28 protein-coding genes and 1 pseudogene are annotated in these 26,571 nt (G+C 56.8%); 27 read left to right on the forward strand and 2 right to left on the reverse strand.

What is annotated here, in order from left to right:
* Window positions 1-367 precede the first annotated feature (367 nt).
* From QPJ95_RS11745 to lysC, 27 genes and pseudogenes are all read left to right on the forward strand, one after another.
* Window positions 368-2,068 (forward strand): annotated as a pseudogene (locus QPJ95_RS11745) (ABC transporter substrate-binding protein); the annotation flags it as partial.
* A gap of 363 nt (window positions 2,069-2,431) precedes the next feature.
* Window positions 2,432-3,184 carry an alpha/beta hydrolase gene (locus QPJ95_RS11750; RefSeq protein ID WP_270920485.1) on the forward strand — a complete coding sequence of 251 codons (753 nt, stop codon included), beginning with the start codon at window positions 2,432-2,434 and terminating at the stop codon, window positions 3,182-3,184.
* Between the two features lie 367 nt (window positions 3,185-3,551).
* Window positions 3,552-3,989 carry an HNH endonuclease gene (locus QPJ95_RS11755; RefSeq protein WP_270920480.1) on the forward strand — a complete coding sequence of 146 codons (438 nt, stop codon included), beginning with the start codon at window positions 3,552-3,554 and terminating at the stop codon, window positions 3,987-3,989.
* Window positions 3,990-4,042: 53 nt separating this feature from the next.
* Entirely contained in the window at window positions 4,043-4,483 is a 441-nt protein-coding gene (locus tag QPJ95_RS11760) for a phage terminase small subunit P27 family (protein WP_270920481.1), read from the forward strand.
* Complete coding sequence (locus QPJ95_RS11765; protein WP_286018109.1) at window positions 4,470-6,137, forward strand: terminase large subunit; 1,668 nt, start codon at window positions 4,470-4,472, stop codon at window positions 6,135-6,137. The genes QPJ95_RS11760 and QPJ95_RS11765 overlap by 14 nt, the downstream gene beginning before the upstream one ends.
* Window positions 6,134-7,411 (forward strand): phage portal protein, encoded by a 1,278-nt coding sequence (locus tag QPJ95_RS11770; RefSeq protein WP_270921231.1) that lies wholly within the window; start codon window positions 6,134-6,136, stop codon window positions 7,409-7,411. Before QPJ95_RS11765 ends, QPJ95_RS11770 begins: the two co-directional genes overlap by 4 nt.
* Complete coding sequence (locus QPJ95_RS11775; RefSeq protein WP_270921232.1) at window positions 7,408-8,331, forward strand: S49 family peptidase; 924 nt, start codon at window positions 7,408-7,410, stop codon at window positions 8,329-8,331. Before QPJ95_RS11770 ends, QPJ95_RS11775 begins: the two co-directional genes overlap by 4 nt.
* Before the next feature lie 98 nt (window positions 8,332-8,429).
* Complete coding sequence (locus tag QPJ95_RS11780) at window positions 8,430-9,734, forward strand: phage major capsid protein (protein WP_270921233.1); 1,305 nt, start codon at window positions 8,430-8,432, stop codon at window positions 9,732-9,734.
* Between the two features lie 69 nt (window positions 9,735-9,803).
* Window positions 9,804-10,244 carry a hypothetical protein gene (locus tag QPJ95_RS11785; protein ID WP_286018110.1) on the forward strand — a complete coding sequence of 147 codons (441 nt, stop codon included), beginning with the start codon at window positions 9,804-9,806 and terminating at the stop codon, window positions 10,242-10,244.
* A gap of 18 nt (window positions 10,245-10,262) precedes the next feature.
* Window positions 10,263-10,841 carry a head-tail connector protein gene (locus tag QPJ95_RS11790; RefSeq protein WP_286018111.1) on the forward strand — a complete coding sequence of 193 codons (579 nt, stop codon included), beginning with the start codon at window positions 10,263-10,265 and terminating at the stop codon, window positions 10,839-10,841.
* Between the two features lie 36 nt (window positions 10,842-10,877).
* Complete coding sequence (locus tag QPJ95_RS11795) at window positions 10,878-11,162, forward strand: head-tail adaptor protein (protein ID WP_286018112.1); 285 nt, start codon at window positions 10,878-10,880, stop codon at window positions 11,160-11,162.
* On the forward strand, window positions 11,159-11,620 hold the full coding sequence (locus QPJ95_RS11800) for an HK97-gp10 family putative phage morphogenesis protein (protein ID WP_270921153.1): 462 nt from the start codon (window positions 11,159-11,161) through the stop codon (window positions 11,618-11,620). The genes QPJ95_RS11795 and QPJ95_RS11800 overlap by 4 nt, the downstream gene beginning before the upstream one ends.
* 3 nt (window positions 11,621-11,623) lie before the next feature.
* Window positions 11,624-12,016 (forward strand): tail completion protein gp17, encoded by a 393-nt coding sequence (gene gp17, locus QPJ95_RS11805; protein ID WP_270921154.1) that lies wholly within the window; start codon window positions 11,624-11,626, stop codon window positions 12,014-12,016.
* On the forward strand, window positions 12,009-12,428 hold the full coding sequence (locus QPJ95_RS11810) for a phage tail tube protein (RefSeq protein ID WP_270921155.1): 420 nt from the start codon (window positions 12,009-12,011) through the stop codon (window positions 12,426-12,428). Before gp17 ends, QPJ95_RS11810 begins: the two co-directional genes overlap by 8 nt.
* Window positions 12,428-12,772, forward strand: a complete 345-nt coding sequence (locus QPJ95_RS11815; protein WP_270921156.1) for a GTA-gp10 family protein — start codon at window positions 12,428-12,430, stop codon at window positions 12,770-12,772. Before QPJ95_RS11810 ends, QPJ95_RS11815 begins: the two co-directional genes overlap by 1 nt.
* Before the next feature lie 11 nt (window positions 12,773-12,783).
* Entirely contained in the window at window positions 12,784-13,065 is a 282-nt protein-coding gene (locus QPJ95_RS11820) for a hypothetical protein (protein WP_270921157.1), read from the forward strand.
* Window positions 13,065-15,044 carry a hypothetical protein gene (locus tag QPJ95_RS11825; RefSeq protein ID WP_270921158.1) on the forward strand — a complete coding sequence of 660 codons (1,980 nt, stop codon included), beginning with the start codon at window positions 13,065-13,067 and terminating at the stop codon, window positions 15,042-15,044. Before QPJ95_RS11820 ends, QPJ95_RS11825 begins: the two co-directional genes overlap by 1 nt.
* Entirely contained in the window at window positions 15,044-15,706 is a 663-nt protein-coding gene (locus tag QPJ95_RS11830; RefSeq protein ID WP_270921159.1) for a hypothetical protein, read from the forward strand. Before QPJ95_RS11825 ends, QPJ95_RS11830 begins: the two co-directional genes overlap by 1 nt.
* A complete protein-coding gene (locus QPJ95_RS11835; protein ID WP_270921160.1) occupies window positions 15,703-16,290 on the forward strand; it encodes a hypothetical protein in 588 nt (195 codons plus the stop codon). The genes QPJ95_RS11830 and QPJ95_RS11835 overlap by 4 nt, the downstream gene beginning before the upstream one ends.
* Window positions 16,287-16,712 (forward strand): DUF6950 family protein, encoded by a 426-nt coding sequence (locus tag QPJ95_RS11840; protein WP_270921161.1) that lies wholly within the window; start codon window positions 16,287-16,289, stop codon window positions 16,710-16,712. The genes QPJ95_RS11835 and QPJ95_RS11840 overlap by 4 nt, the downstream gene beginning before the upstream one ends.
* On the forward strand, window positions 16,702-18,516 hold the full coding sequence (locus QPJ95_RS11845) for a fibronectin type III domain-containing protein (protein WP_286018113.1): 1,815 nt from the start codon (window positions 16,702-16,704) through the stop codon (window positions 18,514-18,516). Before QPJ95_RS11840 ends, QPJ95_RS11845 begins: the two co-directional genes overlap by 11 nt.
* Before the next feature lie 12 nt (window positions 18,517-18,528).
* Window positions 18,529-19,818: a hypothetical protein gene (locus QPJ95_RS11850; protein WP_270918035.1), complete on the forward strand. Its 1,290-nt coding sequence runs from the start codon at window positions 18,529-18,531 to the stop codon at window positions 19,816-19,818.
* A complete protein-coding gene (locus QPJ95_RS11855; RefSeq protein ID WP_270918034.1) occupies window positions 19,815-20,243 on the forward strand; it encodes a hypothetical protein in 429 nt (142 codons plus the stop codon). The genes QPJ95_RS11850 and QPJ95_RS11855 overlap by 4 nt, the downstream gene beginning before the upstream one ends.
* 144 nt (window positions 20,244-20,387) lie before the next feature.
* Window positions 20,388-20,621, forward strand: coding sequence for a hypothetical protein (locus QPJ95_RS11860; protein WP_270918033.1), 234 nt, complete (start codon window positions 20,388-20,390; stop codon window positions 20,619-20,621).
* Window positions 20,618-21,256: an N-acetylmuramidase family protein gene (locus tag QPJ95_RS11865; protein WP_270918032.1), complete on the forward strand. Its 639-nt coding sequence runs from the start codon at window positions 20,618-20,620 to the stop codon at window positions 21,254-21,256. The genes QPJ95_RS11860 and QPJ95_RS11865 overlap by 4 nt, the downstream gene beginning before the upstream one ends.
* On the forward strand, window positions 21,253-21,555 hold the full coding sequence (locus QPJ95_RS11870) for a hypothetical protein (RefSeq protein WP_270918031.1): 303 nt from the start codon (window positions 21,253-21,255) through the stop codon (window positions 21,553-21,555). Before QPJ95_RS11865 ends, QPJ95_RS11870 begins: the two co-directional genes overlap by 4 nt.
* On the forward strand, window positions 21,536-21,739 hold the full coding sequence (gene lysC, locus QPJ95_RS24460) for an Rz1-like lysis system protein LysC (RefSeq protein ID WP_449301417.1): 204 nt from the start codon (window positions 21,536-21,538) through the stop codon (window positions 21,737-21,739). Before QPJ95_RS11870 ends, lysC begins: the two co-directional genes overlap by 20 nt.
* A gap of 153 nt (window positions 21,740-21,892) precedes the next feature.
* Here the strand turns inward: lysC and QPJ95_RS11875 are convergent, their stop codons facing one another.
* Both QPJ95_RS11875 and QPJ95_RS11880 read right to left on the reverse strand, forming a co-directional pair.
* Window positions 21,893-22,780, reverse strand: a complete 888-nt coding sequence (locus QPJ95_RS11875; RefSeq protein WP_270918030.1) for a hypothetical protein — start codon at window positions 22,778-22,780, stop codon at window positions 21,893-21,895.
* A gap of 3,030 nt (window positions 22,781-25,810) precedes the next feature.
* Window positions 25,811-26,101, reverse strand: a complete 291-nt coding sequence (locus QPJ95_RS11880; RefSeq protein WP_270918029.1) for a helix-turn-helix domain-containing protein — start codon at window positions 26,099-26,101, stop codon at window positions 25,811-25,813.
* Window positions 26,102-26,571 lie beyond the last annotated feature (470 nt).

Here is a 26,571-nt window from a genome sequence, read left to right on the forward strand (position 1 = left end):
GGACACATCGCGGTTCTGCCCGTTTATCCAGACATTTTAACGCTGCGCAGCATTTGACCTTTTCGAACGGTTATACCCAAGGGCCTTTCAAGGATTCTACCGACGATTCAATTTCCTTTATTTGGCGGATCAAGACGCGTAGAGCCTGAGGTGAGTTTCGGTCAGTAATCCAATCGTGTAACTTGTACGAACGTCTAGGAAAATTACTTTCGGGCCTAACTTGGAGTGAGCCACACACGAAGAACAAAGAGCCATCTGTTTGTAAATGCATTGCTAAATCTCGGAAAAATGGTACATTTACGGAACGAATTTCGATACATTCAATTTCCACCGCCAATTGGAGGATAGTGATTTGAAACTCATTTCCATGACCCTTGCATTGCTTTTTTGTGTTGCCAGTCAATCACTTGCAGATTTGTCTGCTGCCAAAAAGTGGGTTAATGATGAATTCCAACCTTCTTCGCTCACGGTTGAAGAGCAACTAGAGGAAATGCAGTGGTTCATTCAGGCTGCAGCGCCTTTTTCCGGCATGGAAATCAACGTGCTGTCCGAGGGCATCCCGACGCACAACTATGAGTCCGAAGTGCTTGCCAAAGCCTTTGAGGAAATTACCGGGATCAAGGTGAACCATCAGATTCTGGGCGAAGGTGAAGTTGCGCAGGCGGTTCAGACCCAAATGCAAACGCAGCGGAACCTCTATGACGCCTACGTCAATGACTCGGACCTGATCGGCACTCATTCGCGTCTGCAACTGGCCTACAACCTGACCGACTTTATGGCAGGCGAAGGCGCTGACGTGACCAACCCCGGTCTGGATCTGGACGACTTCATGGGCACCCAGTTCACTACTGGCCCGGATGGGGATTTGTATCAGTTGCCGGACCAGCAATTCGCCAACCTGTACTGGTTCCGCAAGGATTGGTTCGACCGTGCGGACTTGCAGGAAGCGTTCAAAGCCAAGTACGGCTATGATCTGGGCGTTCCGGTCAACTGGTCTGCCTACGAGGACATCGCAGAGTTTTTCACGAACGACGTCAAGGAAATTGACGGTACTGCAGTCTATGGTCACATGGACTATGGTAAACGCGCGCCGGACCTCGGCTGGCGGATGACTGATGCCTGGCTGTCAATGGCTGGTGCCGGTTCCAAAGGCGAGCCAAACGGTGTGCCGATCGACGAATGGGGCATCCGCATGGAAGCTGGGTCTTGTAACCCATCGGGCGCAAGCGTCACCCGTGGTGGGGCTGCAAACGGTCCCGCTGCGGTCTATGCAATCCGCAAGTGGGACGAATGGCTGCGGGCTTATGCACCTCCAGGTGCAGCCAGCTTTGACTTCTACCAGTCACTGCCAGCCCTGTCGCAAGGCAACGTTGCTCAGCAGATCTTCTGGTACACTGCTTTCACCGCCGACATGGTGAAACCACAGTCCGAAGGCAACAACACTGTTGACGCCGAAGGCACGCCACTATGGCGGATGGCGCCTAGCCCACACGGCCCATACTGGGAAGAAGGCCAGAAGGTTGGTTATCAGGACGTTGGCTCCTGGACGATTCTCAAGTCTACTCCACTGGATCGTGCCAAGGCAGCATGGCTCTACTCGCAGTTCGTCGTGTCAAAGACTGTGGACGTGAAGAAAAGCCACGTTGGTCTGACCTTCATCCGCGACAGCTCGATCAACCACGAGAGCTTCTCGGAGCGCGCTGGCAAATTGGGTGGCTTGGTCGAGTTCTACCGCTCACCTGATCGTGTTGCCTGGTCGCCGACTGGTATCAACGTACCCGACTATCCAAAGCTGGCCCAGATCTGGTGGCAGCAAATTGGTGACGTCAACTCGGGTGTCTTCACCCCACAAGAGGCGATGGATCGTCTGGCCGAAGAAATGGACATCAGCATGGGCCGCATGCAGCGCGCCGATGAGGTTGCCAATGTCTACGGTGGCTGTGGTCCACGTCTGAATGAAGAAAAAGACGCAGCCTGGTGGATGGCCAATGGTGGCGCCAAGCCAATGTTGGACAACGAGAAGCCACAGGGCATGACCACGAATTACGATGATTTGGTTTCCCAGTGGCTAGACAAGGGGGCGCTTCCACCTTCGGAATACCCAGCGTTACAGACCCAACATCAATCGGGCACTGAAAATGGTGAAGATCCAGATACGTCAACTTCTGACTATTATGCGGTAAAGTTATTCTTTGGTACTAATCGTAAAAATACTGGAGACTCAACGACACCGAAATTCTCCTCTGGTAGAGATCGAAACCTGCATGTCGGCTCTACAATAGTGACTATTCCTCTAAGTCACGAACTAGGAAGGATCGAAAAACCAATTGGAAGTTTTCTTTGGGAGCGAAATCCGAAAGATCTGAAGCACTTTACAATCCGCTCAACAGTAATTCGCTCTGCTTTAGAATTTGAAGACGAAGTCAAAGAGATGTCCTCACGCATTTCAGGAGAAACGAGGTCAGCTATCCTTTACATTCATGGCTACAACGTTGGTTTTGACCAAGCGGCATTTAGACTCGCGCAAATCACGCACGACCTGCAGTACGACGGAGTACCATTTTTTTATAGCCTGCCATCAAGAGCAGGATTGTTTGACTACGAGTATGACCAGCAAAGCGCTAGGCAAGCACGGAAATATTTAGGTGAATTTTTGGAGATAGTAACAGGCACTAACGAATTCGATGAGATAAACATAATTGCACACAGTCTAGGAAGCGATCCCTTGTTGGAGGCAATTAAAGATATGAATTTAAAAATGAGAGAGGATTCAGCTGTATTATTTAATGAGCTAATTCTTGCCGCTCCGGACGTCGATTGGGATGTATTTCTGGAAATGGCGGAGCATTTAGTCCAGCTCTCTGAAAACGTGACTTTATACGCATCTGGCAAAGATTGGGCGCTTGAAGTTGCAGAACTCTACGCGGGGGGAGAGCCCCGTGCGGGAAGTGTATTGGAAAATGGATCTCCTATAATTACAAGTGAAATTGAATCTATCAATGCGACAGCACTTAATACGGCTCTATTTTCTTTTGGCCATAATGACTATGTTAAAAATCGTGTGCTCATGGAGGATATTGGTCGGCTTATTGATAGAGGGATACACCCACCGAATCGCCGAAATAATACCGTGCGACAATTGCGAAACTCGGACGGAATTCCGTATTGGATTTTTCCAAATTGATCAAATTGTCAGGGGCGAAACAGTAAAGTTGGTGGAAAAGCATGAAACTGCCAAATTCCATGATGCATTTTCAAACAGGCTTTGCCGGATCTGCGCATTTCAAAAGCGGACATCGGAGGAAAACGCAACGAACGGCTCCTTACCGCCCATACTGACGAGTTTCTGCGCAGTGCAGCATAGGTCACAATGGGGTTCGGTGCCGACATTGCTCGATCGCAGCAGATGAGTAGGTAGGATGTGTCTAACAAAGGAGGGTTGACAAAAAACAGCCCCTGTTGACATATGGCACTCAACCTAATTGCGTCTGGAGGCTACCCGCCTTCCGGGCGCTTTTGCGTTGGGGCTTTCAAAAACTGCTGGTGGGACTATGGCGCAGCTCAAGGTTTGTGCAGCTGCTGGCTGCGAAGAGATATCAACGCCTGGGCTGTCTCACTGCGATGAGCATGAGCAGCGCCGCAAGGCTCGGTTGAAACAACAGCGCGCCAAGGCGCAGACCTCACCGGCAGCTGTCATGGCCCGGCGTCTCTATGCAGATCCAAAGTGGGTGCGCGCCAGCAAGGCATTCCTGCGGGACAATCCGCTGTGTGTCGATTGCCTGGAGTTGAACGTGGTTGAGGCGGCAACGGACGTTGACCATATCGAGCCTCACAAGGGCGATCGGAAGAAGTTCTGGACCCGAAGCAACTGGCAGGCGCTCTGCCATAGCTGTCACAGCCGCAAAACCGCGCATGAGGTGTTCCACCACAAGGGGGGGGTATCTCAAAACAGAGGCCCCAGACAGCAAACCGGCGGCATAACCTTTTGATTCGCGAGCGCGTAATTGGGGTAAAAGACCCACTCTGGAAAGGAGGGATTTAGATGAAAGGTAGAAAGCCAAACCTTCAGAATGTCGTTCCGATGAAGGAGGATATTCAGCGTGAAATCCCAACTGCCCCGGATTTCTTGTGTGACCTTGCTCGGGATGTTTGGGGCGAGCTGGCACCTGAGTTGGCAAAAAAGGGGCGGCTAGAACTGCTCTACAAATATCAGTTTGGAACCTATTGCGCCTCTGTTGCGAACTTCATTTCCGCGACAAACGAACTGGCGTTGGAGGGTCTGTATTACTCAACCGGCAAAGGCCGGAACGGTAATCAAAAGCGCCGCCACCCAGCGGTCGCGGTGCAAGAAACTGCGATGGGAAATATGCGGCGGGATTCGGCGCTGTTTGGTCTGTCGCCGGTTGATGCGGCACGATTGGATACCGGTGGTCAGGGCGATTTGTTTGACGACGTGATGAAGCAGCTGAATGGAACCGATTGATCACCCGGTTTCCCGCTACGCCACCGGAGTAATTGAGGGAGATATCGTTGCTGGGGATCTGGTGCGGATGGCCTGTGAACGCCATTTGATGGATCTTGAAACCGGCGCTGATCGCGGGCTGTACTTTGATTGCCAAGCCGCAAGCCGGATCATTCGTTGGGGCGGAATGCTGCAGCACACCACTGGGCCAATGGCGGGAATGCCGCTAAAACTGGAACCCTGGCAAGAGTTTCGCCATGGCTCAGTGTTTGGATGGAAGCGATCGGTAACGGGGCTGCGCCGGTTTCAGTCCACGTATCACCAGGTGGGCAAGAAGAACGGCAAGACCACCGACACGGCGGTGCCGATGCTGTTCACGCAGCTGTTTGACGGTGAGGCGGCGCCGCAGGGCTATTGCGCCGCCACCACAAAGAACCAGGCGGGGCTGCTGTTCAAGGAAATGAAGCGGATGATCAAGCGATCGGCGTTTCTAAAAGAATTTCTGGATGTGTCCCGGACCTCGATTGAGGCACCGCGCACGGACGGTTTGATTGCTTGTCTAAGCCGCGATGGTGATTCATCGGATGGGATCAACCCGAGCTTTCTGGCGCGCGATGAAATGCACCGCTGGACGGATCGTGAACTGGCCGACACCATTGTCGAAAGCATGATCGCCCGCGCCCAACCGATCGACTGGGTGATCACCACTGCAGGGCAGGACCGCGCCTCTCTGTGCGGTGAGTTGCGCGATTACGGTGAAAGTGTTTTGCGCGGCGCGGTCGATGATGATTCATTCTTTGGCTTTATCGCTGAGCCGCCAGCTGACTGTGATCCGGCTGACCCGAAATTCTGGGCCATGGGAAACCCCAACCTCGGGGTAAGCAAACCTGTTCAGGCCATGCAGGACACTCTGAAAAAGGCGCAGGCGATCGCAGGGAGAATGCCGAACTTCAAGCGGTTCCACCTGAACCTGTGGACTGAGGGCGCAGAAACGTGGATTGCCCGCGATGTGTGGGACAAGGGCACAGCCTGCGCACGGTTTGATCAGCGCAAGCTGTATGGTCGCAAAGCCTGGGTCGGTCTGGACCTGTCCAACAAGATCGACACCACTGCGATCGTAGTGGCGGTGCCGGTTGGGGGACTGATTTACATGATCGCCTACACCTTTCTGCCGGAGGGCCCAAAGGGATTTATCCAGCGGGCACAGAGTGAAAAGCGGGAATATGTCGGCTGGCGCGACCAGGGTTGGCTGGAGATCCACAAGGGCGGCACGATTGACGAAGAGCTGTTGGCCAACCGGTTGGAATGGATCCGGCAGAATTTTGACCTGCAAGAAGTGGCCTATGATCCCTGGGGCATGAAGTACCTGGCCGACAAATTGGACAAGCGCCGCTTTCCAATGGTCGAGCATCGGCAGGGCTATCAGTCGATGTCAAACCCGATGAAACGGTTTGAGGAACGGGTGATGGAAAACAAGATCCGCCACGGTGGCAACCCGGTGCTGGCCTGGCAGGTGGGCAATGTTCACCGCGACGAGGATGCCGCCGAGAACGTGAAGCCAAACAAGAAGAAATCCACCGGCCGCATCGATGCGGCGGTGGCCGCCATCATGGCGCTGGGACGCGCTGAACATGGCGAACAGAAACGCAAGGCACGGGAAATCGAGGTGGTATGAAATTCTTTGGATTGGACATTTCTCGCGCCGGGCAGGTTGAGCCGGTGGCGGCACGGGTTGAACCGCCGGTCATGGATGCCTCGGCTGAGACCTCGGGCACCCTGAACCCCGAACCTTGGCTGCAGGATATCGGCTGGGGTGGATCACGCCCGAACAAACGCCTGCCACGGGTGACACCGCAGCGGGCCGAACAGAATGGCACCATATTTGCCTGCTGCAATAACATCGGCGGTGATCTGTCCAAGGTGCCGCTGAAACTCTATCAGCGCAAGGATGACGGGCAAGAGGTCCGGGTTCGCGATCATCCCGCTGCCTATTTGCTGAACCGGGAATCCGCACCAGGTGTTCCTGCAAAATTGACCCGGTTTGCCCTTGTCTATGCCTGGGCCCTGCGCGGCAATTCTTATGCTTACAGCCCGCGTGACGGCGGCGGTGAGTTGGAAATGATCGAGTTGGCACCGCAGGGCGGTTGCACGATGTTGCGGGCCGGGCGGGAACGGTTTTATGATTTTGAAGATGGGGCGGGGGTGCAGCGCCGGGTGCCGAGCCGGTCCATGGTGCATATGCGCTATATGGCGCTGGACGGATGGACCGGGCGATCACCTTTGCAGGTTGCCTCTGAGAGTGTTGGTCTGGCGATCGCTGGACAGGACGCCGCGGCGCGATCGGTTTCTGGGGCGATGGCCAAAGCGTTTATCAAGTTGGGCGATAACTACGAAGATGACGACGCCAGGCTGCGCAATGCCCGGCGGGTTAAAGATCAAATCACCCGGCCCGATTCAGACGGCATGCCGGTTCTTGGCCCCGATGACGATATCAAAAGTCTGGATCTCACGGCTGCGGATCAAGAGCTCCTGGCCACGTTGAAGTATGACCGCGAGATTTTGGCCGCGTTGTACCGGATGCCGCCGAGCAAATTGCAGATGCTGGAATACGGCGTCAAGGCCAACGGCGAACAACAGGCGATCGACTATCTGACCGATTGTCTGCTGCATTGGTCTGGGCAGGCCGAGGCGCAGTTAGAGATGACGGTGCTGACCCGGGCGGAACGGGAACGTGGTATGTTCTTGCGCCATGATTTTGGGGCGCTGTTGCAGCCGACGATCAAGGATCAATACGAAGCCATCGGCAAGGCTGTTGGTGGGCCATTTATGACACCAAACCACGGCCAGAAGGTGCTGGGGCTTCCTGTGACTGCAGGTGACGACAAGTTGAACCCCGCGCCAAATATGACTCGCGATGACAGCAAGACACCGAAAGGAAAAGAGGAATGAGCCGCACCAGTATTGCCGCCCTGATCGGGGCCTCGCCACTTGCCATTTCGGCAGAACATGGCCTGCCCATGTTGCAAATGGATTTGCCCAAAGAGGCCGCCCATGAACCAATGGCGATTGAGACCTCGGCGCAGGAGATCACGATCGAGCGCGGCCAGCGCTTCGCCATTCATCGCGGCGTGGCCTATGTGCCGGTGCGCGGCATCATAACGCCCAATTCAGCGATGCTGGAAAGATACCTCGGCTGGGCCACCTATCATGGGCTTGTGGAAACCATGGGCGCGATCACGGCCAGCGATGAGGTGCAGGCCACCGTGATGATTTACGACACCCCCGGCGGCGCCGTTCTGGGTATTCAGGGCGCGGTTGAAGCCATTCGCCAGGCCGCAGCGGCCAAGCCGGTTCATGCTCTGGTGCATCCACTGGCGGCCTCGGCTGGATATTGGCTGGCCAGCCAGTGCAGTGACATTGCCCTGACGCCAGGGTCTTGGGTTGGGTCTGTCGGCACTATGACCACGGCGGTGCAACCAATGCAGCCGGGCATGGGGGGCTATCAGGAATTCATTCAGACCTCGGCCCATGCCGGGGCCAAGCGTCCGGACCTGTCCAGCGATCACGGCAAAGAGTTGACGCAGCTGCGGTTGGATCAAATGGAAGCCGAATTTCTGGCTGACGTGTCGCGAGGGCGCGGTATTGGCGTTGAGGATCTACCGGGGCGCATGAGCCGCACTGAGAGCAATCGCGACGGCGGCGATGTGTTCTGGGGCGATGACGCCCTGGCGCGTGGCCTGTGTAATAGCGTCGAGACCATGGCCGAATTCATGGGGCGGATCGGCGGGCAATATGCGCCCAAGCCACGCCCCAAATCCAGCGCCTATGCTGCCATAGCAGCAGCTGCGCAGGCGACAGCCAACATCTGATTTCACCAGCACCTGCTGAGTGTTTTGCCCTGCGCATTTGCGGCGGGGTCTTTGGGCTGCGCAATTGCCAGCCTTCCATGAGAACAGGAGAAACAACCATGGATATCAATGATCTGCGCCGCATGCTGAAAGCGTCGGCGGACACTATGGGAACCACGGCCAAACTGATCGAGGACTTGCAAGCCAGCGGCACCGCCGAGGCCAGCGCAATCGACACTGCAGTTGCTGAGTTTACTGCGGCTCAGAAAGAATTCGAGGGACTGCAGGTGCGGGTAAAACGGGCCGAGGCAGTCGAGGCCGCAAAAGCCTCCACTGCCGTTTCGGAACTTGATGGCGGCACGGGTGGCGGTGGTTCTTTGCCTGCACAGCCAGCCAATGCGGATCTCAAGGGCGCTGATACCGGCCTGATGGTGGCGGCTCTGGCCAATTCCCGGGGCGACAAAGACAAGGCCGCGACCCTTCTGGAAGAACAGGGGCACAGCCAGATTGCGGCCACTTTGTCGGGGGCAACTGAAAGCGCCGGCGGCGTGTTGATCCCGCGTCCTCAGAGCAATGTTCTGATCGAATTGCTGAAACCCAAGGTCGTGGTTCGCAAACTCGGTGCAGTTGTCCATGACATGCCCGCAGGTAAGTTGCGCCATGGCCGGGTGGCAACCGCTCCGACCGCTGGCTATATCGGTGAGAACGCCCCGATTGTCGAAAGCGAGCCGAGCTTTGACAATGTCGATCAGGATTTCAAAACCCTGACCGCTCTGGTGCCGCTCGGCAACGCGCTTCTGGCGCATTCCAGCGCCAGCATTGGTGTCATGGTGCGCGATCTGTTGCTGAACTATATGGCGCTGCGCGAAGATCTGGCCTTCCTGCGCGGTGACGGCACCAGCAACACGCCCAAAGGTCTGCTGAACTGGTGCCTGGCCGGTCACAAGCAATCCGCCATTGCCAACACTCCGTCCGTTGTGGAGGCCAAGCTGCGCTGGATGGTCAGCGTGGTCGAAGATACCAATGTGCCGATGATGCGATGCGGTTGGATCATGCGGGGGGCGACGAAACATTTCCTGGCCAGCCTGATCAATGCAGCTGGAACTAAGATGTTCCCGTCGATCGAGGCCAGCAATATGCTGTTTGGCTATCCGATTGAGACGACCTCGCAGGTGCCGAACAACCTCGGCACTGGTAATGACACTGAAATCACTTTTGCGGACTTCTCGGAGATTATGATCGGCGACGATCAGGACATTCGCATCGCGTCCTCAAGTGAAGCATCCTTTGTCGATACCAGCGGCGACACCGTTTCGGCATTCCAGCGTGACCTGACGCTGATGCGGGCGGTGTCTCGCCACGATCTGGCCCCGGCCCATGATGAAGCCATCTCGGTTCTGACCGGCACCAGCTGGGGTCTGTAATCCCCCTGACCTGACACGGGCGGCCTGACGGGCCGCCCTTTTCCATTCTCAAATGACGGAGGCCAGGACATGGCACGACTACTGGTGAAATTCACCCAAGGATATTCCCGCTACAACAAGGGCGACACCGCCGCTTTTGGAGCGGATGTGGCGCGAAAACTTTGCGAGGGCAAAGGCAAGGTCGCCAAACTGATGGGCGATGCCGCTGATCCGGACGCGGGCAAATCTGTCCTCATTGGTAAAGTGGACACCCGCGAAGTGCAGGAAATCGTAGATCAGGCGCGCACCGAATTGCAGGGCCGGTCGCAGACGCTGGATGAACGCGAAAACTCCCTAGGTCAGCGGGAGCAGGTCTTGTTCGATCGTGAAGCGGCGTTGGCAACCCGCGAGGCCGACCTGGCCAATCGCGAGGCCGCATTGATCGCAACAGTGGAGCCCGCTGACACCAAGGTAAAAACTGGTGGCAAAAAGGCCAGCGGCAAGCCGCCTGAGCAGGGCGCAAAGACGTAATCGAGCGAGGGCGGCGCAGTGGAATACATCGGTGAAGAAGCAATCCCGGAGGCGGTTTCCGTTGAAGGCTTTAAGCGGTCCGTTCACATGGTGGACTGCGATGCGGACGATGACGCCGCAATTGCATTGCTGCTGGTGGCCGCGCAACAGGTTGTTGTCACTGCCACTGGCCGCCCATTCTCACCACTGAAATTTGCGTTCTATATCCCGGCTGGCGACTGGAGCCGGTGGTGGTTTCCGTGCATGCCGGTGGTCTCGATCACCAGTGTTGAGATTGAAGATCCTGATGCTGGCCTGGTGGCGCTGGACGCCTCAAAATACCGTCTTTCCCGACAGGCAGATGAACCGCAGCTGGTCCTGAGGCAGGCGCTGCCGACAGGTGCGGAGACTCTGCGCCTGGTGGCTACAGTGGGCCATGCACCGGATGTTGCCGCAGCTGCGCCAATGCGCCATGCGGTGATTTTGCTGACGAAAGAATGGTTTGAGGCTGGGATTGCCGTTGAGGACCCGGCGAACCCGCCGCGCCTGTCCTTTGGGTTTCGGGCGCTGATCCGCCAGCAGCGATATCGCCGCCCCTGCGAATTTTCGGGGGGCTGATCGGTGCGATTGAAAGTTCAGATTCTGGCGCCTTCAATGAGTGATGACGGGCTGCGCCGCAAGGAAGCCACTGCGCCTGTTGGTGATCCCATCTGGATGGATCGGTTTGATGAGCAGGTCAGTGAAAAATGGCGATCGGGTCTGGTGTCCTCCGGGATCACATCTCGGTTTGTGGTGCGCTGTGGCGTTCTCGCATCCAGCATCACGCCAAAACATCGACTGCAATGCGCGGGTGTCGCCTATGAAATCATCGGTATCAAAGCGGGGCAGGGCCGCCGCCGAACGCTGGAGATCACAGCCGTCGCGAAGGCAGGCACATGAGTATCGATATGCAATTGGAAGGGTTCAGCGAACTTGAAGACGCGCTGGACCAGGTGAGCAAAGCTGCGGGAAAAGGTGTGTTGCGGCGCGGGCTCAAGAAAGCTGCAGAGCCGATGGCCAAGCTGATGCGAGACAAGGCCTCTGAGGATCAAGGCGATCTGCGAGACAGCGTGGCGGTCAGTACAAAGTTGTCGAAGCGCCAGGCGACAGCGCATCGAAAGATGTTTCGCGATGACCGCGCGTCTGTCGAAATGTTCGTCGGCGCCGGGCCGCTGCCGCAGGCGCATCTGTCCGAATTTGGATCAGTCCATAACGCGCCTGCACCGTTTGTCCGCCCTGCCTGGGATCAGGATCATCGGGCCTTGCTGGACCGGTTGGGCAAAGATCTTTGGGCCGAACTGAGCAAGTCGATCGCGCGGGCTGAGCGCAAGGCTGCGCGCATCGCGGCGAAAGGATAAATTATGCAACGGGCATTTCGCGCCATCCTTCAGGGGGCGCCGACCGTCACCGCGTTTTGCGGCGGGCGAATTGATTGGGGCGCGCGGCTGCCAGATGACCCTTATCCGGCCATCCTGATGCATCTGATCGGGGATGTCGCAGGGCATACCCTGACCGGATCAGATGGGCTGTCGCGTGGGCGGGTGCAGGTGGACTGCTACGCCGAGGGTTATGCAGATGCCGCAGATCTGGCCACGGCTGTGGGCCTGGTGCTGGATGGCTATCGGCAAGACGGGTTTCGCGGGATCTTTTTGGACGCCAGGCGGGACAGTACAGAGCGCGGAGCAAATGAGGCTGACAGGCCGTTTCGCGTGACCATGGATTTTCTGACAAAATGGAGAAGCAGCAATGTCTGAACTAGACGCCGATATTGGCTATAATTCCACCTTCGGGATGGCGGATGTGGAGATCGGGCCATTCCCGGCGATCGCTGGGGTCATCAGCATCACGCCGCCGAGCAAATCGCGGGAAGCGGTCGATAAGACGCATCTGAAAAGCCCCGATCGCTATAAGGAATACTTTCCTGGAATGAAGGAAGGCGGCGAGGCAAAGATCGGCCTCAACTTTGCACCGTCAGTGGCGGCGGCCCTCGATGCTGCCTTTGAGGTGGGCGAGACATGGTTCCGGATCACCTTTCCAGATGAGACCACAACGCTCACATCAAAGGCGGTGATTACCGGGTTGGAATACGGCGAGCTGGTGAATGACAAGATGACGGCAACGCTGACGGTGAAGCCATCCGGCAAGCCAGTTCTGGCGGTGGTATAATGGCCAATCGTTTCAAAGGCGAAGTCTCTATCACCATTGATGGAAAGGTCTGGACCCTGGTCTGCGACTTCAATGCTATGGCAGAGTTTGAAGAGGCCACTGGCATGGATGCGATGGCTGCTTTCGAGAAGGCGGAAGGGGGCGAGGTCTCTATCGCGGATCTACGTCACATGGTTCATGCCTTCCTGAAACTGCACCACCCTGAGGCTACCTTGCGGGATGCAGGCAATGTCATGAGCGAGGATGTTGCAATCGTCGCGAGTGTGTTGGCGGCAGCAAGCCCGACCGCAGCTGAGGCGGGTGACTTGGGAAACGCTCAGACGTCGGGGAACCGAACCGGCTAGACTATCTCGATATGCTGGAGAGCTACGTGTCTGCCGGGTTTGATCCGGCGGCGTTCTGGTCCCTGACATCGCGTCTGTACCTGGCCCAGATGAAGGGGGCCAGCGTGCGCCTGGAGCGGGAACACAAGGATCGCGCCTGGCTGGCATGGCACACCGCCGTGCTGACGCGGGCGGAAACCGTGCCTGATTTCTCAAAATTCGTAGGCGAAAGCCCGGTTAAGCCACAATCGCCAGAGCACCTGCAGGCGATGTGCGAAACGCTGGCGCAGGCCTGGGGGGCAAAGGAGCTGTAATGTCAAAATCTGTTATTGGAGCCCTGCGGGTAAATCTGGGGCTCGACAGCGCCAAATTCGAGCGTGGCGCCAAGCGGGTCAAATCCCCGCTGGCTTCGATGAAAAAACATTTTGTTGCGGTTGCCAAGGTGGCGGCTGCGGCAGGCGCGGCCATTTCTGCGATGGCCCTTGCCGGGGCGCGGGATCTTGACAAGGCGGCGAAATCAGCCCGTCGTCTGGGCGCATCGATCGGCGGGTTTCGGGCCTTGGAACTGGCGGCGGATGAGGCCGGGGTCAGCCTGTCCAGCCTGACAAACGACATTCAAACCATCGATCGCGAGATTGCTGCCATTGGTGTTTCAGGCAATGCCCAGCGGGCGCTGGAGGCGCTGAACCTGTCGGTTGAGGATCTATCGGGCACGGATGCTGATGAGAAGCTGGCGATCATTGCTGACCGGGTGAAGGCCCTCGGGCTGACCACTGGTGAGGCCTCGGCTGTCTTGCGCGACCTTGGAGTGCGCAATCGGGAAATGGTCCTTTTGATGATCAACGGTGGCGATGCCATTCGCGCGGCGCGCCAAGATATCGAGGACTATGGCCTCGCGGTCAGCAGCGTTGATGCGGCCCAAATTGAGAGCGCCAATGATGCGATCTCGCGACTGGCGCTGATTGGAAAATACGCCGGTCAGCAGCTTGCTTTGGAACTGGTACCAGCCATGGGCAGGTTGGCCCGCGCCATGACGGAGAGCCTGCGCGAGGGCGGAACCCTGCGCGGAGTGATCGACGGACTGGCCAATAATTTACAGCGGCTGATGACCTATGTGGCGGTTGCCGTCACAGGGTTTGGTGCGCGTTATGTTGGGGCGCTGATTGCAGCGCGGGTTGCCACTGCCACCCTGTCGGGATCGCTTTTACTCCTGCGCGGTGCATTGATTGCCACGGGTATCGGCATCCTGATCGTCGGCGCTGGCGAGTTGGTTTACCAGTTCACCAGGTTGGTTCAGGGCGCAGGCGGTTTTGGCAATGCGCTGGCGCTGTTGAAGGACGTGGCCGCAGAGGTCTGGAGCCGCATGGGGCTGGGAGCTTCATCAATGGGGGCCTCGCTGAATGCGACCTGGGACACAGTGGCAGGTGGGTTTCTATCGATGCTGGCCACCTTGCAGGACCGCTGGTCGACGTTTCTGCGCAACCTTGCCGGAGCGGTAAAGGATGTTCCGGGCCTCGGGGATGTGGCGCTGGATTTACACGGTGCCTCTGTGGCGGCCCGGTCGGGGTCTTATGAAACATCGCAATCAGCGGATGATCATTTTGGTGCCGCAGATCAGGCCAGAGCGCGGGCGGATGCATTGGCGCGGGCGGCGGAACGTCCGCTAAGCAGTATCGAAGCGCTGCGCGAGGCGTTCAGAGCGGCGCGGGAAGAAACCGAAGGCGCATCGGATGCGGCGGACAGGTTCAACACCGCCCTGGGCAATCTCGGGGAAGGTGGGGCGGGTGGGGTCAAAAAGACCAAGGGTGCGATCAGTGAACTGGCCAAGGAGTTGCAGAGCGTGAAGTCCTCGGCAAAATCTGCCTTTGCTGGGATGGTGACCGGGGCGAAAAGTCTGAAAGATGCTGTGAGCGATGTGGCCGTCAGTCTGGCGACGATGTTTGCCAATCGTGCCTTTGAATCGCTGTTTGGCTCATTGTTCCCCGCCATCCCCGGATTTGCCAATGGCACGTTCTCGGCGCCCGGTGGTCTGGCTGTGGTGGGCGAGCGGGGGAAAGAGCTGGTCAGTCTGCCACGTGGTTCGAAAGTGACCAATGCCCAGGATACCAAGGCAATGCTTGGCGGCAGCGGCGCATTGGATGTCAGGGTCTACGTCGATCAGGACGGCAATTGGCAGGCGGCTGTCGAGGGGATTTCCAACCGCAGTGCGGCCAGTGCCGCTGCAACCGCCATGCAGATGCAGGACCGTAAAACCACGGTGAACCTGCAAACTCACCTGAATAGGAAGGGCTGATGCAGCGACCAATTGTGACAATCCCGGCAGGTTTTCTGCAGCTGCTGGAGGTGGATTGGGATATCGACTGGCGTGGGCAACCGCCGGGAAATGACACTGGCGGCGGCACATCGGTGGTCTATAATCGGTTTCCCCGCTGGATTGGGTCGCCAAGCATCCTGCTGCAGGGTGACGGAATCGCGCAGTGGCGGGCGATCCGGGCGCAGGCGCAGGGCCGGGTGGGGATCTACCGGCTGCCCATGGTTGATCCGGTGGGCTTTGTGAGCTCTGCGCTGACCGGTGGAACTTCGTTTGAAGGCGGCGCAACTTTTGCCTCCGGCACTGGCTTTGCCGCTGAGCCCGCATGTTTTGCGGCGGCTGGGGCCGCGGCTGGAGCTGTGCAAATCCGGGTGGAAAACGCCGAGGTTGCACCAGTCATTGGCCAGATCATGAGCCACAAGCTTTGGCCGTTTACTGTGACCTGGGTCTCTGAGGTCTCAGCGGGGGTGTATGAGTTGGGTATTCAAATGCCATTGCGGGCGGCGATTGCAGCTGGCGATACCATCAAGCTGCAGGGGGAAGGGCTGTTTGAGGCGGTGGAGGATAGCATGGGGCGGGCTGGTTATGATCTCGACCTGGTTGCGCGGCCGCGTTTGAACTTCCGTGAGGTTTTGAACCGATGAGCTTTTTTCCGGAAGGCTATGACCTCGGCGGAGCGATCCACGGGGCTCTTGACCTGTGCGAGATCGACACCCCGGATGGTCCGGCCCGGTTCATCATCGGCACTGACGGTGTCTTTGTTGATACAGATGGCAACCGCTGGTTCGGCACCCAGTTGGCCAGTGTCTCCAGTCTGGGCAGCGCCATGGAAGGTCAGGCGCCAGAGGGCAATGTTACCCTGTCCTATTTCCAGGATCCGGACGCGGATGATCTGATCACCCAGGTGCGCGCCCTTGGTCTGGCCTACATCGAAGGCCGACCCATCACCTTCCTGGTGCAGCCCATCAGTTCAATGGCTGAGTTTTACGCGCCCAAGGTGGCACCGGTCCAATGGATGCAGCGCACCATGCGGACCCTTGGGATATCGGCCAGCGGCGCGCAGGACCGATCGATCTCACTTGGATTTGAAGCCTGGACCGAAAAGCGCCGGGCCTCGCGCCGGATTGTGCTGAACACCGAAGGCCACGCCAAGCTGATCGGAAAGTCAAACCCATCGCTGGAATTCATGCCCACTACTGATTTTGAAGAAGAGAAACTGTTCGGATGACGCCACTATATCAAGAGTTGCACAGATGGGCCGCCAAGCCGTTCATCTGGGGCGAAACGGATTGCATGCTCTGTCTGGCGGACTGGGTGCTGCGGGTGACGGGTCGTGATCCGGCGGCGGCGGTTCGCGGTGTCTATGACAGCCGTGGCAGTTGCCAGCGCGAAACCGGGTTTTTGCGTGATCCGGTCATGGCGGTTGAGGCCTGCCTGGCAACCATTGGGGGATTGCCGCGTGTGGACACGCCCCAGCCCGGCGATATGGCTGTGTTGATGGTGCGGGATCCGGATGGGCGGTGCTCGCCCTGCGGTGCGCTCTGGCTTGGATCGGCCTGGGGCTGCAAGGGGCCGCAGGGGGCGACAACACTCAGCCCGCAGGCTGTCTGCGATGTGCTGGCAATCTGGGGTGTCGGCTATGAGGCGTAACCTGCTGTTTGCCGCTCTGCTGGGTAGCACCATGCTGACACCGCAGCGGGCTGAGGCCGCGATGGTTGTCGGTTGGATCGCTGGCTCGTTGGGTATCGCTGGCGGCTCGGCTCTGGCTGCGACCGCTGCATATGGGGCAGGCGTCGCCTTTGCGGGGACGGTCATAGGCGGCTTTGTTGTCAAAACTGTTGTGGCCATCGGCCTGTCAGCCCTTGCGGCGCAACTAGCTCCGACCCCCTCTATTCCAAGTCCTGGTGCGCGGATGGTCAATTTTGCTCAGCCGGTGGCTTATGCCGAATGGGTCTATGGGCGATCGCGCAAGGGTGGACCGCTGGGCTTTACCGGGTTTGCAGAGGGCAAGCGGTATTATGTGCCGATCCTGGCGGCGCACCCGATTGAGGGCATCGTGCAGCACTGGCTGGATGAGCGGATTGTGACGCTGTTCAGCGAGGCCGACGCGGCCAAAAGCAATATCGCGGAAAGCCCGATCAAAGGCTATGGCCGGATTACCGCGTTCACCGGCGATCCCGGTCAGCTGGCAGATCCTGGCCTGGATGCGGCTTTTGCCGAGATAACCGCGGCGCATGATTTTAAGGGCCTGTCGGGGGCTGTTCTTTGGGCGGCGCGGCCACCGCAATCGAGTTTTACCCAGATTTACCCGGATGGCCGCCAGTGGGCCTATGCGCCGGTCTTTGATGGCAAGAAGGATATTTACGATCCGCGTGACGGTCAGAGCCGCTTCACCTCCAACGCGGCGCTGGTCTTTGCCGATTGGGTTGTCAATGTTCTGGGCCGTGACGTGGACTGGGCGGAAGTGGCTGATGAGGCCGACGCCAGCGATGTGGTGGCGCTGGACGGCGAGGGAATACCGCGCCAGCGCTGGGAAATAAACGGCACCATCTCGGATGATCAGACCTTTGAGGCACAGCGCGCACAGATGGCAGCGGCCTGCGATGCCTTTGTCTATGAGCGGATCGACGGCAAAGTCGGGTTTACCGTTGGCCGCTGGATCGAGCCTGAGCTGACGCTTGGGCCGGAGGACTTTCTTGCCCTGGAGCTGATCGAGGGCCAGTGGGGCGCCGATGCTCCGGACGAGGTGGCAGCAGTCTATACCGAACCGGATAACGGCTGGCGCGAGACGCCAAGCGGCACATGGGTGGAGCGTCAGGTTGCCATGCCGGTGCGCGATGAGCCGCAGCTGTTTATGGTGACAAACCACAATCAGGTGTCGCGCCTGAACAAGCGTCTGGCCCGCACCAAACTGTCGCAATACCAGCTGCGCGGCACTCTTGGCATGAAGGGGTATGAAATCCTCGGCGGGCGATCCGGGGGGCGGGCGCATCGATTTGTGCGGGTCATTCACCCGGAAATGGGCATTGATATCAATATCGAGGTTGGCGAGCTGGCGCGCGAAAGCGTCGGCATATTCACCCTGACCGCCAATTCGGTGAGGCCGGAAGATTTTGACTTTGACGCGGCAACTGAAGAGCCGCAGCGCCCGGTCTACGACGGGGTGGTGAGTGACGCCAGCATTCCGGTCCCCAGCGGCCTTGCGGTGTCAGCAGCAGCTACGGGGTCGGCAACGATCCAGTGGGATGTGCAGGACGCAGCCTATGTGATGGATCTGCAATACCGACAAACGGCGGTGTCTTCCGCCTGGGTGCTGGTGTCTGCGGCTGCAGGGCAAAGCTCCTTGCAGGTCTCCGGCCTGTTGTCCGGCGCTGAGCACGAGATCCAGATCCGCAATCGAACCAACGGCCTCGGGGTTTCCGACTGGTCGTCTTCTGTAACATTCACAGCTTAGGGCAGGCGCAAAATGGTCGCACTTTCTCCAAAAACAATCATGACCGGCAACCCGCCGAGCGCGGGGTATGAGCCGCGAAAGTCGGATATCGCCGACTGGATGCAGGAATATGAGAGCATCGCCGCCGGTGGCGGTCTTGCTTACATCGATGGGGCTCTTGTTGATCTGCAGGCGCGCGCCGGTGCCGTAGATGATCAGTTCGGGCTGGTGCTGAACACGTCAGATGAGGCTGGGGTATATGAGCGCATTGCGGGTGCTTGGGTAAAGAATGCCGCGATCCCGACGCTGTTCCTCGAAAGTGCCTTTGCCGACCTGGCGGTGGAGAGTGCCGCTGCAGCTGCTCTGTCAGAGGCGCAGGCTGCCTCCGCTTCAAGTGAGGCCGAGAGTTTCAAGGCGCAGGCTGAGCTGGCGGCGCTGGCGGCTGGCGCCAGGATTTTTGCGAGTGAAGCGGCTGGGCTTGCCGCCACCGTTGAGGGTGAGGTGTTTATTGTTCAGTCGGGCTCGGCAACGAAGATCTATCAGAACCTCTCTGCAGCGGCTGTCTTGCTGGGATCCGCTTTTGACAAATCCGACCTGCTGCAGGCTGCCAACAACCTGTCGGATATTGTCGATGCCGCCGCCGCCCGCGTTGCCCTTGGCGTTGATCCGGCAGGCAAGGTAAACACGGTGGATCTCACATCTGATGTGACCGGCGTGCTGCCGGGTGGGAACATGGCCAAGGCCGACGACACTCAATACGGTGTGGTCCAGCGCTCAACCTCAGCGCAGAATAACGGTGCAACAGTAGATAACCGCTTTCCCAGCGTTCTCGGCGTCAAACAGATGATCGACACCCATGCTTCTGCTGGCTGGCATGACATCCCCGTGACCCTTCCGGGGGCGGATTGGTCGTCGCTCATTATCACCGGGCTGTCGCAGTATTCGGAACTGCGGGTTCAGTTGGCCAGTTCTAACACAGGCAGTTCGGGCCGCATCAGTTGCTCAGGACGGGAGCCTGCTGGTACGTGGCGCGAGATAGCGCGTGGACACTCTCGTGGCGGAGGTCAGTTCATTATGAACACTTTCCAAGCGTCGAACTTCAACCAGGCTGATGGCACAGTGTTCAAGTTCGGGCAGGTCTTGGCGCGTGGCGGGACCGGCATACTGGTTCTGAATGCTGCCTTCTCTGGGAATTCTAGTGGCAACATGAACGCAGGTATATCCACATTCGATGAAGTCTTTGATGAGCTTATGATCGACGTGGATACTGGCGTTTTTAACTGGGAATTATGTTCCGTCAATATTCAGGGGTTCAGGTCATGACTTCTTTTATTTCACGTGTCGGCGATGACGGTGTTCGGGTAACAAGCGCGCGGGTTTTATCCGAGGACGAACTGGCAGATAAAGCCCGGCGCGCCGAGCAAAGCGCAGTTGCACTGCAAATCCGCGACCTGTCCCCGGCTGAGTTCCGGGGAATGCTGGCAAGTGAGGAATTGCTTGGCGATGTCTGGGATGCGATGCGGGCGGATCTCAAGGGCAAGGCTGACACGGCCTCCAAGGATATGCGTTTTGCGCTGGCCGCAAACCGGAGCAAGGATTTTTACACGCTAGCAGGCACGCTAAAGATGGTCGGAAAGTTCCGCTCTTACGCACAATCGCTGTACCCCGGCACGGATCTGACCGACGGGCTGAGCGATGCAACCATCACAGCGGCCTGGAAAGAAACCGTGGCGCGGGTGGGAACATGAGTATTTTTCTGAATAGCGCCCGAAACCGTGCGGACCTGTACCACGTTGGAGTACCGCTATTCCTGGTTATGGTCATGACGCCCACAAGTCTTGGCGGCGCGCTTTTGTTTCTGTTGATGTGGGCATTCGTGAGGGCCTTGGGGCATGGCTGAAACCAAAGGTTTTCCCTGGGTGCGCGCTATCGCAATTGCAGCGATCATCGCCCTGTTTGTGGCGGATTACGCCTTCAATATTCTGGCCAAACCCCCGCCATGGTGGGCCTATCTGGTGCCCGGCCTGCTGGCTTTGGGCATTGAAGGTCCAGCGGTTGGCCGCCTGCTCATGCAAGTTGTTCGCGGGACTGCCCGCATTTCCCAAGAAGAGGATAGTGAGAAATGAATTTTACTGGCAAAGCACAACGGCTTTCCGATTTTGATCTGCCGCGCGTTGGCGCGCTGATCGGCGTTGGGGAAGATGAAATCCATGCGGTTCTCGATGTGGAAGCGCGCGGTCGTGGTTTTGACAAACAGAGCCGCCCGGTCATGTTGTTTGAGCCGCATATTTTCTATCGTGAGTTAGACGGGTCTGAGCGCGACAGCGCCGTGAAAATGGGCCTAGCTTACCCCAAATGGCGCAGGAACTACCCCAAGGACAGTTACCCGCGTCTGATCGAGGCGATGAAGATCAATGGCGAGGCCGCATTGCGGTCGGCCTCCTGGGGGCTTGGCCAGGTCATGGGATTTAATTGCTCCTTGTGCCGGTATTCATCAGCCAAGGCCATGGTGACTGATTTCCTGGACAGCGAGGGCGCGCAGTTGGAAGCAATGGTTCAATTCATGCTTTCGGCTGGGCTGGATGATGAGCTGCGCCGCCATGATTGGGCCGGGTTCGCGCGTGGCTACAACGGCCCAGCCTATGCCAAGCACAAATATCATCACCGTCTGAAGGCCGCCTTCGAGAAGTGGGCCAAGATCCCAGACACCAAAATGAAGCGCGGCGCGGCAAGTGGTATCTTCCTGCGGTCGGCAGCGTGACCCGCTACGCGCTCATAGTGGCGCTCTGCGCCCTGCTGGGGGTCGGTGGCTACGCTGGGTTCCTACAGTGGCGCAACACCCGCCTGAGCGCGGCGCTGGGTGTGGCACAGCAAACCATTGTGGTGCGTGACAAGCAGCTTGAGCAATCGCAGGAGGCTGGTCGCGTCCTCGATGCGCACCTGGGCCGGATGCGTGATGAACGGTCCGGGCTCGATGTAGAGTTTAATCACCTTCGCCAGCAGGAGGGATACAATGCGCCACTGTCTGATTTTATGCGCGATGCTTTTGACCGCATGTGATCCTGTTGCGCCGGTCTATGTGGGGCCGGTGGTGTCAAAAGAGCTGGTCACCCCCTGTGCTGTGCCTGTGAAAGGCCCACCCAGCGAAGGCGCCTTTGCCGAATACGCCCTTGGCTGGAAAGCAACAGCGGGGTGCAACGCCGACAAGTTGCGGAGCGTCGGGAAACTAATTGGCCCGCAATAGAAGCAAAAGAACATCCAAACGACCGGCGGTTTGCGGCCCTTCGCGATCATTGCGCGAAGGGCACGGGCGACGAAACCGCAAAGCAGATCACAAAATCAACAAGCTGATGCCGTGAAAATCTGTTGCCAGAGAGTGAACGCCAGGGTGCTTACTTCAAAGGGTCGACTGCCAAGCGTCAATGGCGCCGCTGCTGTCACCAACTCCAAGCTGCGCTGCCACCCAGTCAGCCATTTCCGGAGTAACATCGGCTTCGGTTACAGGTCCCGCACCAGTCGAATTTATCGCTGCAACAATCGCATCCATCATAGCGGCTTCGCTCGTTCCGGCGGTAGCTCCCTCAACTTCGCTTTCCGCGTCCTGCAATGATGCCCAGTCTTCATTTAACTGCGTCATTACTGATTGCGCGTCAGTTACAGCGGCTACGTCTTCCGCCCATTCTGCATAAGCCGGATCATTAGCCTCGGGCTCGCTGGCCAGCAATCCTGCCATCTGGCTATCAAGCTCCGCCTGCGCTGTGGACGGATCAGAAGAAAGCCCCATATCCGAGGTCATTCTCAGAAAGTCAGCAGAAGTTTGAGTATATACACTCTGCACCTTGGCCAGCGCTTCTTTGGTCAGTGCCAGATCCGCGCTGGCGGAAACGAAATCACGGAATGCGGCCATCTTTGGGTCGGAGCTGTTCATCAACCCGTTGATGTTGCGTTTCAGGGAATTCAGACCTTTAAGCTCGGAATGAAGATTGCGTTGTGGGGCTCGTTTAGAGGATGACACCAGCCCTTTACCACCTCCATGCGCGTGACTACTTCCACGTTCACTTGACTTACCACCGCCGCCATTGCCGCCGCCGCCGCCATTTCCGCCGCCATTGCCACCGCCATTGCCACCGCCGCCACCATTGCCGCCACCATTGCCGCCGCCATTGCCATTGCCAGCAGCCCACGCCGCGCCCGGACCTTGAGACCCTGTAATATCGATGGTTGTCGCCAAAGTTGGCCCCATCACTGCAACAGAAGCAATAGTAAGTACATTTATGAGTCTCATCTCAGGTCCCTTCCCATGATTCTAACTGGATCGCATTAATGTTTAGAGCAGCAATGCGTTTGAAATATGGCAGGTATCAGTGGTGCGACCGGCGTAAGATAGCGTTAATAGCTGACAGGAGTTTTGCGCTGGTCTCGATGCAGAGTACTGGTTCACAACTACTAAGCTGGCCTGTGTAATCCCCCATTTTTAATGGGGGGATTACACCTGCACCGGATTGAATTTCCCACACTTTGTCGTCAATTAGATCTAGTTGCGCTTCAATTGTGACCTGGAAGTTGCCCAGTTGCTCAATGATCCCGGACATGCTGTCCATTTTCGGAGGGCCAAACCGTGCCGCTTCGATCCGGCTCCGCCCATTGGCGCCATTCATCTATGTGCCGCAGGTAGACCTGACCGCCAAGGTCGAGAGAAAGAGGCTGCCCCTGTAGCTGTCGAAGCCATGTGGGCACTGCTGGTGGTCTGGGCCTGCGATGGTCCCCCGCCCCAGGCTGATCCAACCAAGCTGGTGGTGATTGTGCAGCCTATTGAGCCAGGGGCAGGGCAGCGCGCCCTGGGGTGGTTGTCAGGGGAGTGATCTGACGGGGAGGGTGATGGATGCTTTCTAATTCAGCTTAAGGTAGTGTGTTTGGTATGGCTAGTATGGGATTATTGATCGGTACTGCCGCACTCACGGTTATGAGGGAATTTGATTAGATCTTTCGTTTTGTTATTTCCCTCATGCCCCGCAGCTGAAAGGCGGTGGGGCTTTTTCCTGTCGGGGGTTTGTTGGACACATCTCCGCAATGTCGGCTAACTGCATTTTCGCGACCTTGGTGCATTGTGCAGCATCCGTCACTAAGGGCGGTTTCCGGACCTTCGCTGCGGTCAACTCCAGCGGCAGCTATGCGCAGATTGCGACCTTTGCAAAGTCTGGTCGCGGCTCGCCCTGATAGGACGCGAACGGCCCTCAGCGGACCCTCGAACAATCCGCAGCTAACGGCAGATCAGAGCCCACTATACCGATTTGTTGCAGTGCCGCGAATGGCCGCTATCACGAGAGAGGCAAAAACCGTCAACAACTGCTTGGGTTTTAACGCAATTTTTGGTGGCGTCAAAAGAGGTTGTTTGCGAGTGTTCCAAAAAAGGAGTGTTCTCGGAACGGTCTTGGATGGCAATCGTGCAGGTTTATACTGCCGCGTACAGCAATTTCAACTGATAGCACCAATGTTAAAGCTGTTGATAACATCAATATAATTATTGCAACTTGACTTCCCATAAATGCCCCCATCTTATGTCGAAAAATTTTTAAAAATTGGTAACGCTATGCCTTATTCAATAGTCGCTGGAATTTCCTCTTCAGGAAAATCTACATTCATTAACACTCAAACTGACAAAAGCATCGTGTTGCCCAGCTCTGTTAGCGATACGTATGCTCTCGGCAATACCACTTTAGTGCACTACAATACGCTTCGATACGCCAACAACAAATTGGAACATGCTCACCGTAGTTTCTTTTGTGACAGTGTACTGAGCCGTCTTCTAGAAGATCCTCGACTATGCGAAATCAGCTATGTATTTTGCAGCAGGAGGGAACTTCTAGTACGCATAAATAGTAGAACTACAGTTGAAAATGGACATGGGCGCTACCCAAGCCGCTCGATATTTCCTCTTGTTGAGGGTCTTAATTATGGCGTTTTCAATAGGAAATGGATCTCACTGTTTGACGAGTTGGCGATTCGTGCCCGTCTTATCCACGCATCCGACACTAACTTCACCGAAGTTTCTTTCGGTGAGTTTGAGGAGATAATAGACAAATACTAAAGGGAGATCCAAATGGGTTTTGACTGACCGCCCCAAGCTTCTCAAAACCACCGTTTGTTGAACAACTTCCCTAAAGTCGACATTGGCGCAACCGTAGCGAATGCTCACTAAGTCCGCAGTGCGGTCCTCCAAACAGACCGCAGCGAACGGCGGCTCTCCGCCCTTAGTGCCCCATATGCCGCGTCATGCTGCACCCGGCACGAATGTCGTAGAAGGGCTGGAACCGGCCGTTAGACGGGTTTGTCACGAACGACAGGTCAGGGCCGTTAGTGACAGTTGGGTCAGTAACAGTGAATGACCGCAAGGCGCTGCATAGCCGCCGTCTGACGGGGGTTAGTTGGACATATGGTGCAACTGCGATTCAGCGACCGATGAATTCCGCGATTTTGGGCGGCTTTTTTGGAGATGATGAGTCCAGAAAGTAGTCCAGAAACTATGGCGACGAATGCAGGATTGTGTAGAAAAAGAGAAGTCAAGATCCAGAAAGAGAGGCCGGGAAAGGGCGGCTATGCGGGACCTTCAGGGCGTCACTCAGAATAGGTCAATTGGTGCTTCCGGCCCTAACCGGGCCTTCGTGGAAGGCGAGGCGAACGGCAGGAAGGACCCCAAGCTGACTATTCCCAAGTGAAAAACTATCCATATCGCAATTATAGCCCGCGTCTTCGCATAGCCCGAAAAACGAACATCAAACCCATCATCAAGAAGAGCAGTCCGAAAAAATCACCGATAAAGTAGGCCAGATAATCGTTTGACGGGCTTCCGAGAGCATAATTTGTGAGCACTGAACTAAGGATCGAAATAACGATCCCCGCACCCATCACACAGGGCCAGCATGGCCTTTGGTCCGGTTGCGGCGCAATGTTCCACCTCAGTAGCTGAAATGCGTGAAACGTGGCCGCTGGTACGGTTATGGCAATTAAGATGGCGAAGATACGGCTCGGCTCTAACGCCCGAATGCCAGCTACATAGAAAAAGGCCAGAAACACCCCTGGAGCCAGCGCAACTACGGAACGCCACCCCAATAGCCAAGCAGACAGCACCCGCACTCCGCTAGGTAGGAACAACAGGCTGGCGTGGCTTGCGAACACCGGGAAAAACATGTCCTGAACTGGTATCACGACTTCGAAAGTTGCTAAGATGGCCAAGAGATATGCGATCGAAACCACCAACGTATCTCTCGCCAACGCGGGTAATTTCATCTTTGTGCCACTGGGGGCAAACTGATTTTCATTTGGGTGTTTTCACAGTATATTGACCGCGCCCAGAATTTTCGCTCGGAGCAAGATAGCCTTTGCCTACCAGAGATTTAAGTGCTCGAAAAAATGTGGGGCGAGACACATCTGCAACCAACATATGTTTAAGCAAATAGGTAGTAGTAACACCACCGTGCGCTTCTGAAAGCTCTGTTGCAGCGTAGTAGATGTCGCGTTCGGCCGAAGATAGGTCCTGAAGCCCTACGGAACGCTCCATATCCAGCATCAACTTCCGCAGTTCTGTCAACTTGGAGATATCTGACATTCGGTGCAACTCACACAAATTTGGTTCTGCTAAGTCGGAGCAAAACAGACCCTTTTGTTTCAAAAATTGCTAAGTTATGCAAGTCTCATGTTGACACTAACTGAAAAATTGGCAAGCTTTATGGTGTTCGGCCGCTAATTGTACCTGTGAGTGGTGGCGGCCGAACTGTATTTTATTACGATCGTGCGGTGTCTTAGGGCGCCGCACAATTTATTGATAAATACTTCCAAAAATTGCGCACTTTCATAGCCGCAACAGCCAAATTGGCCATGATCCAAGGTTAGAGTGAATAGTGGCTATCTGTCTACTCATGAACGATCGACAGGCGACTTTCGCAATAGATTGTAGCCTAGTCGAAGTCCGACAACTGCGTTTATTTGCAAGAGCGACCCGCACAACATGCACAACAAAATGTCAGTGTTGCGGGCCGCTCTACTCCGCCCACGGAATAAGCGAGTTGTATTAGTAGT

Origin of the sequence: Parasedimentitalea psychrophila (assembly GCF_030285785.1) — a bacterium.
Taxonomy (GTDB): Bacteria; Pseudomonadota; Alphaproteobacteria; order Rhodobacterales; family Rhodobacteraceae; genus Parasedimentitalea; species Parasedimentitalea psychrophila.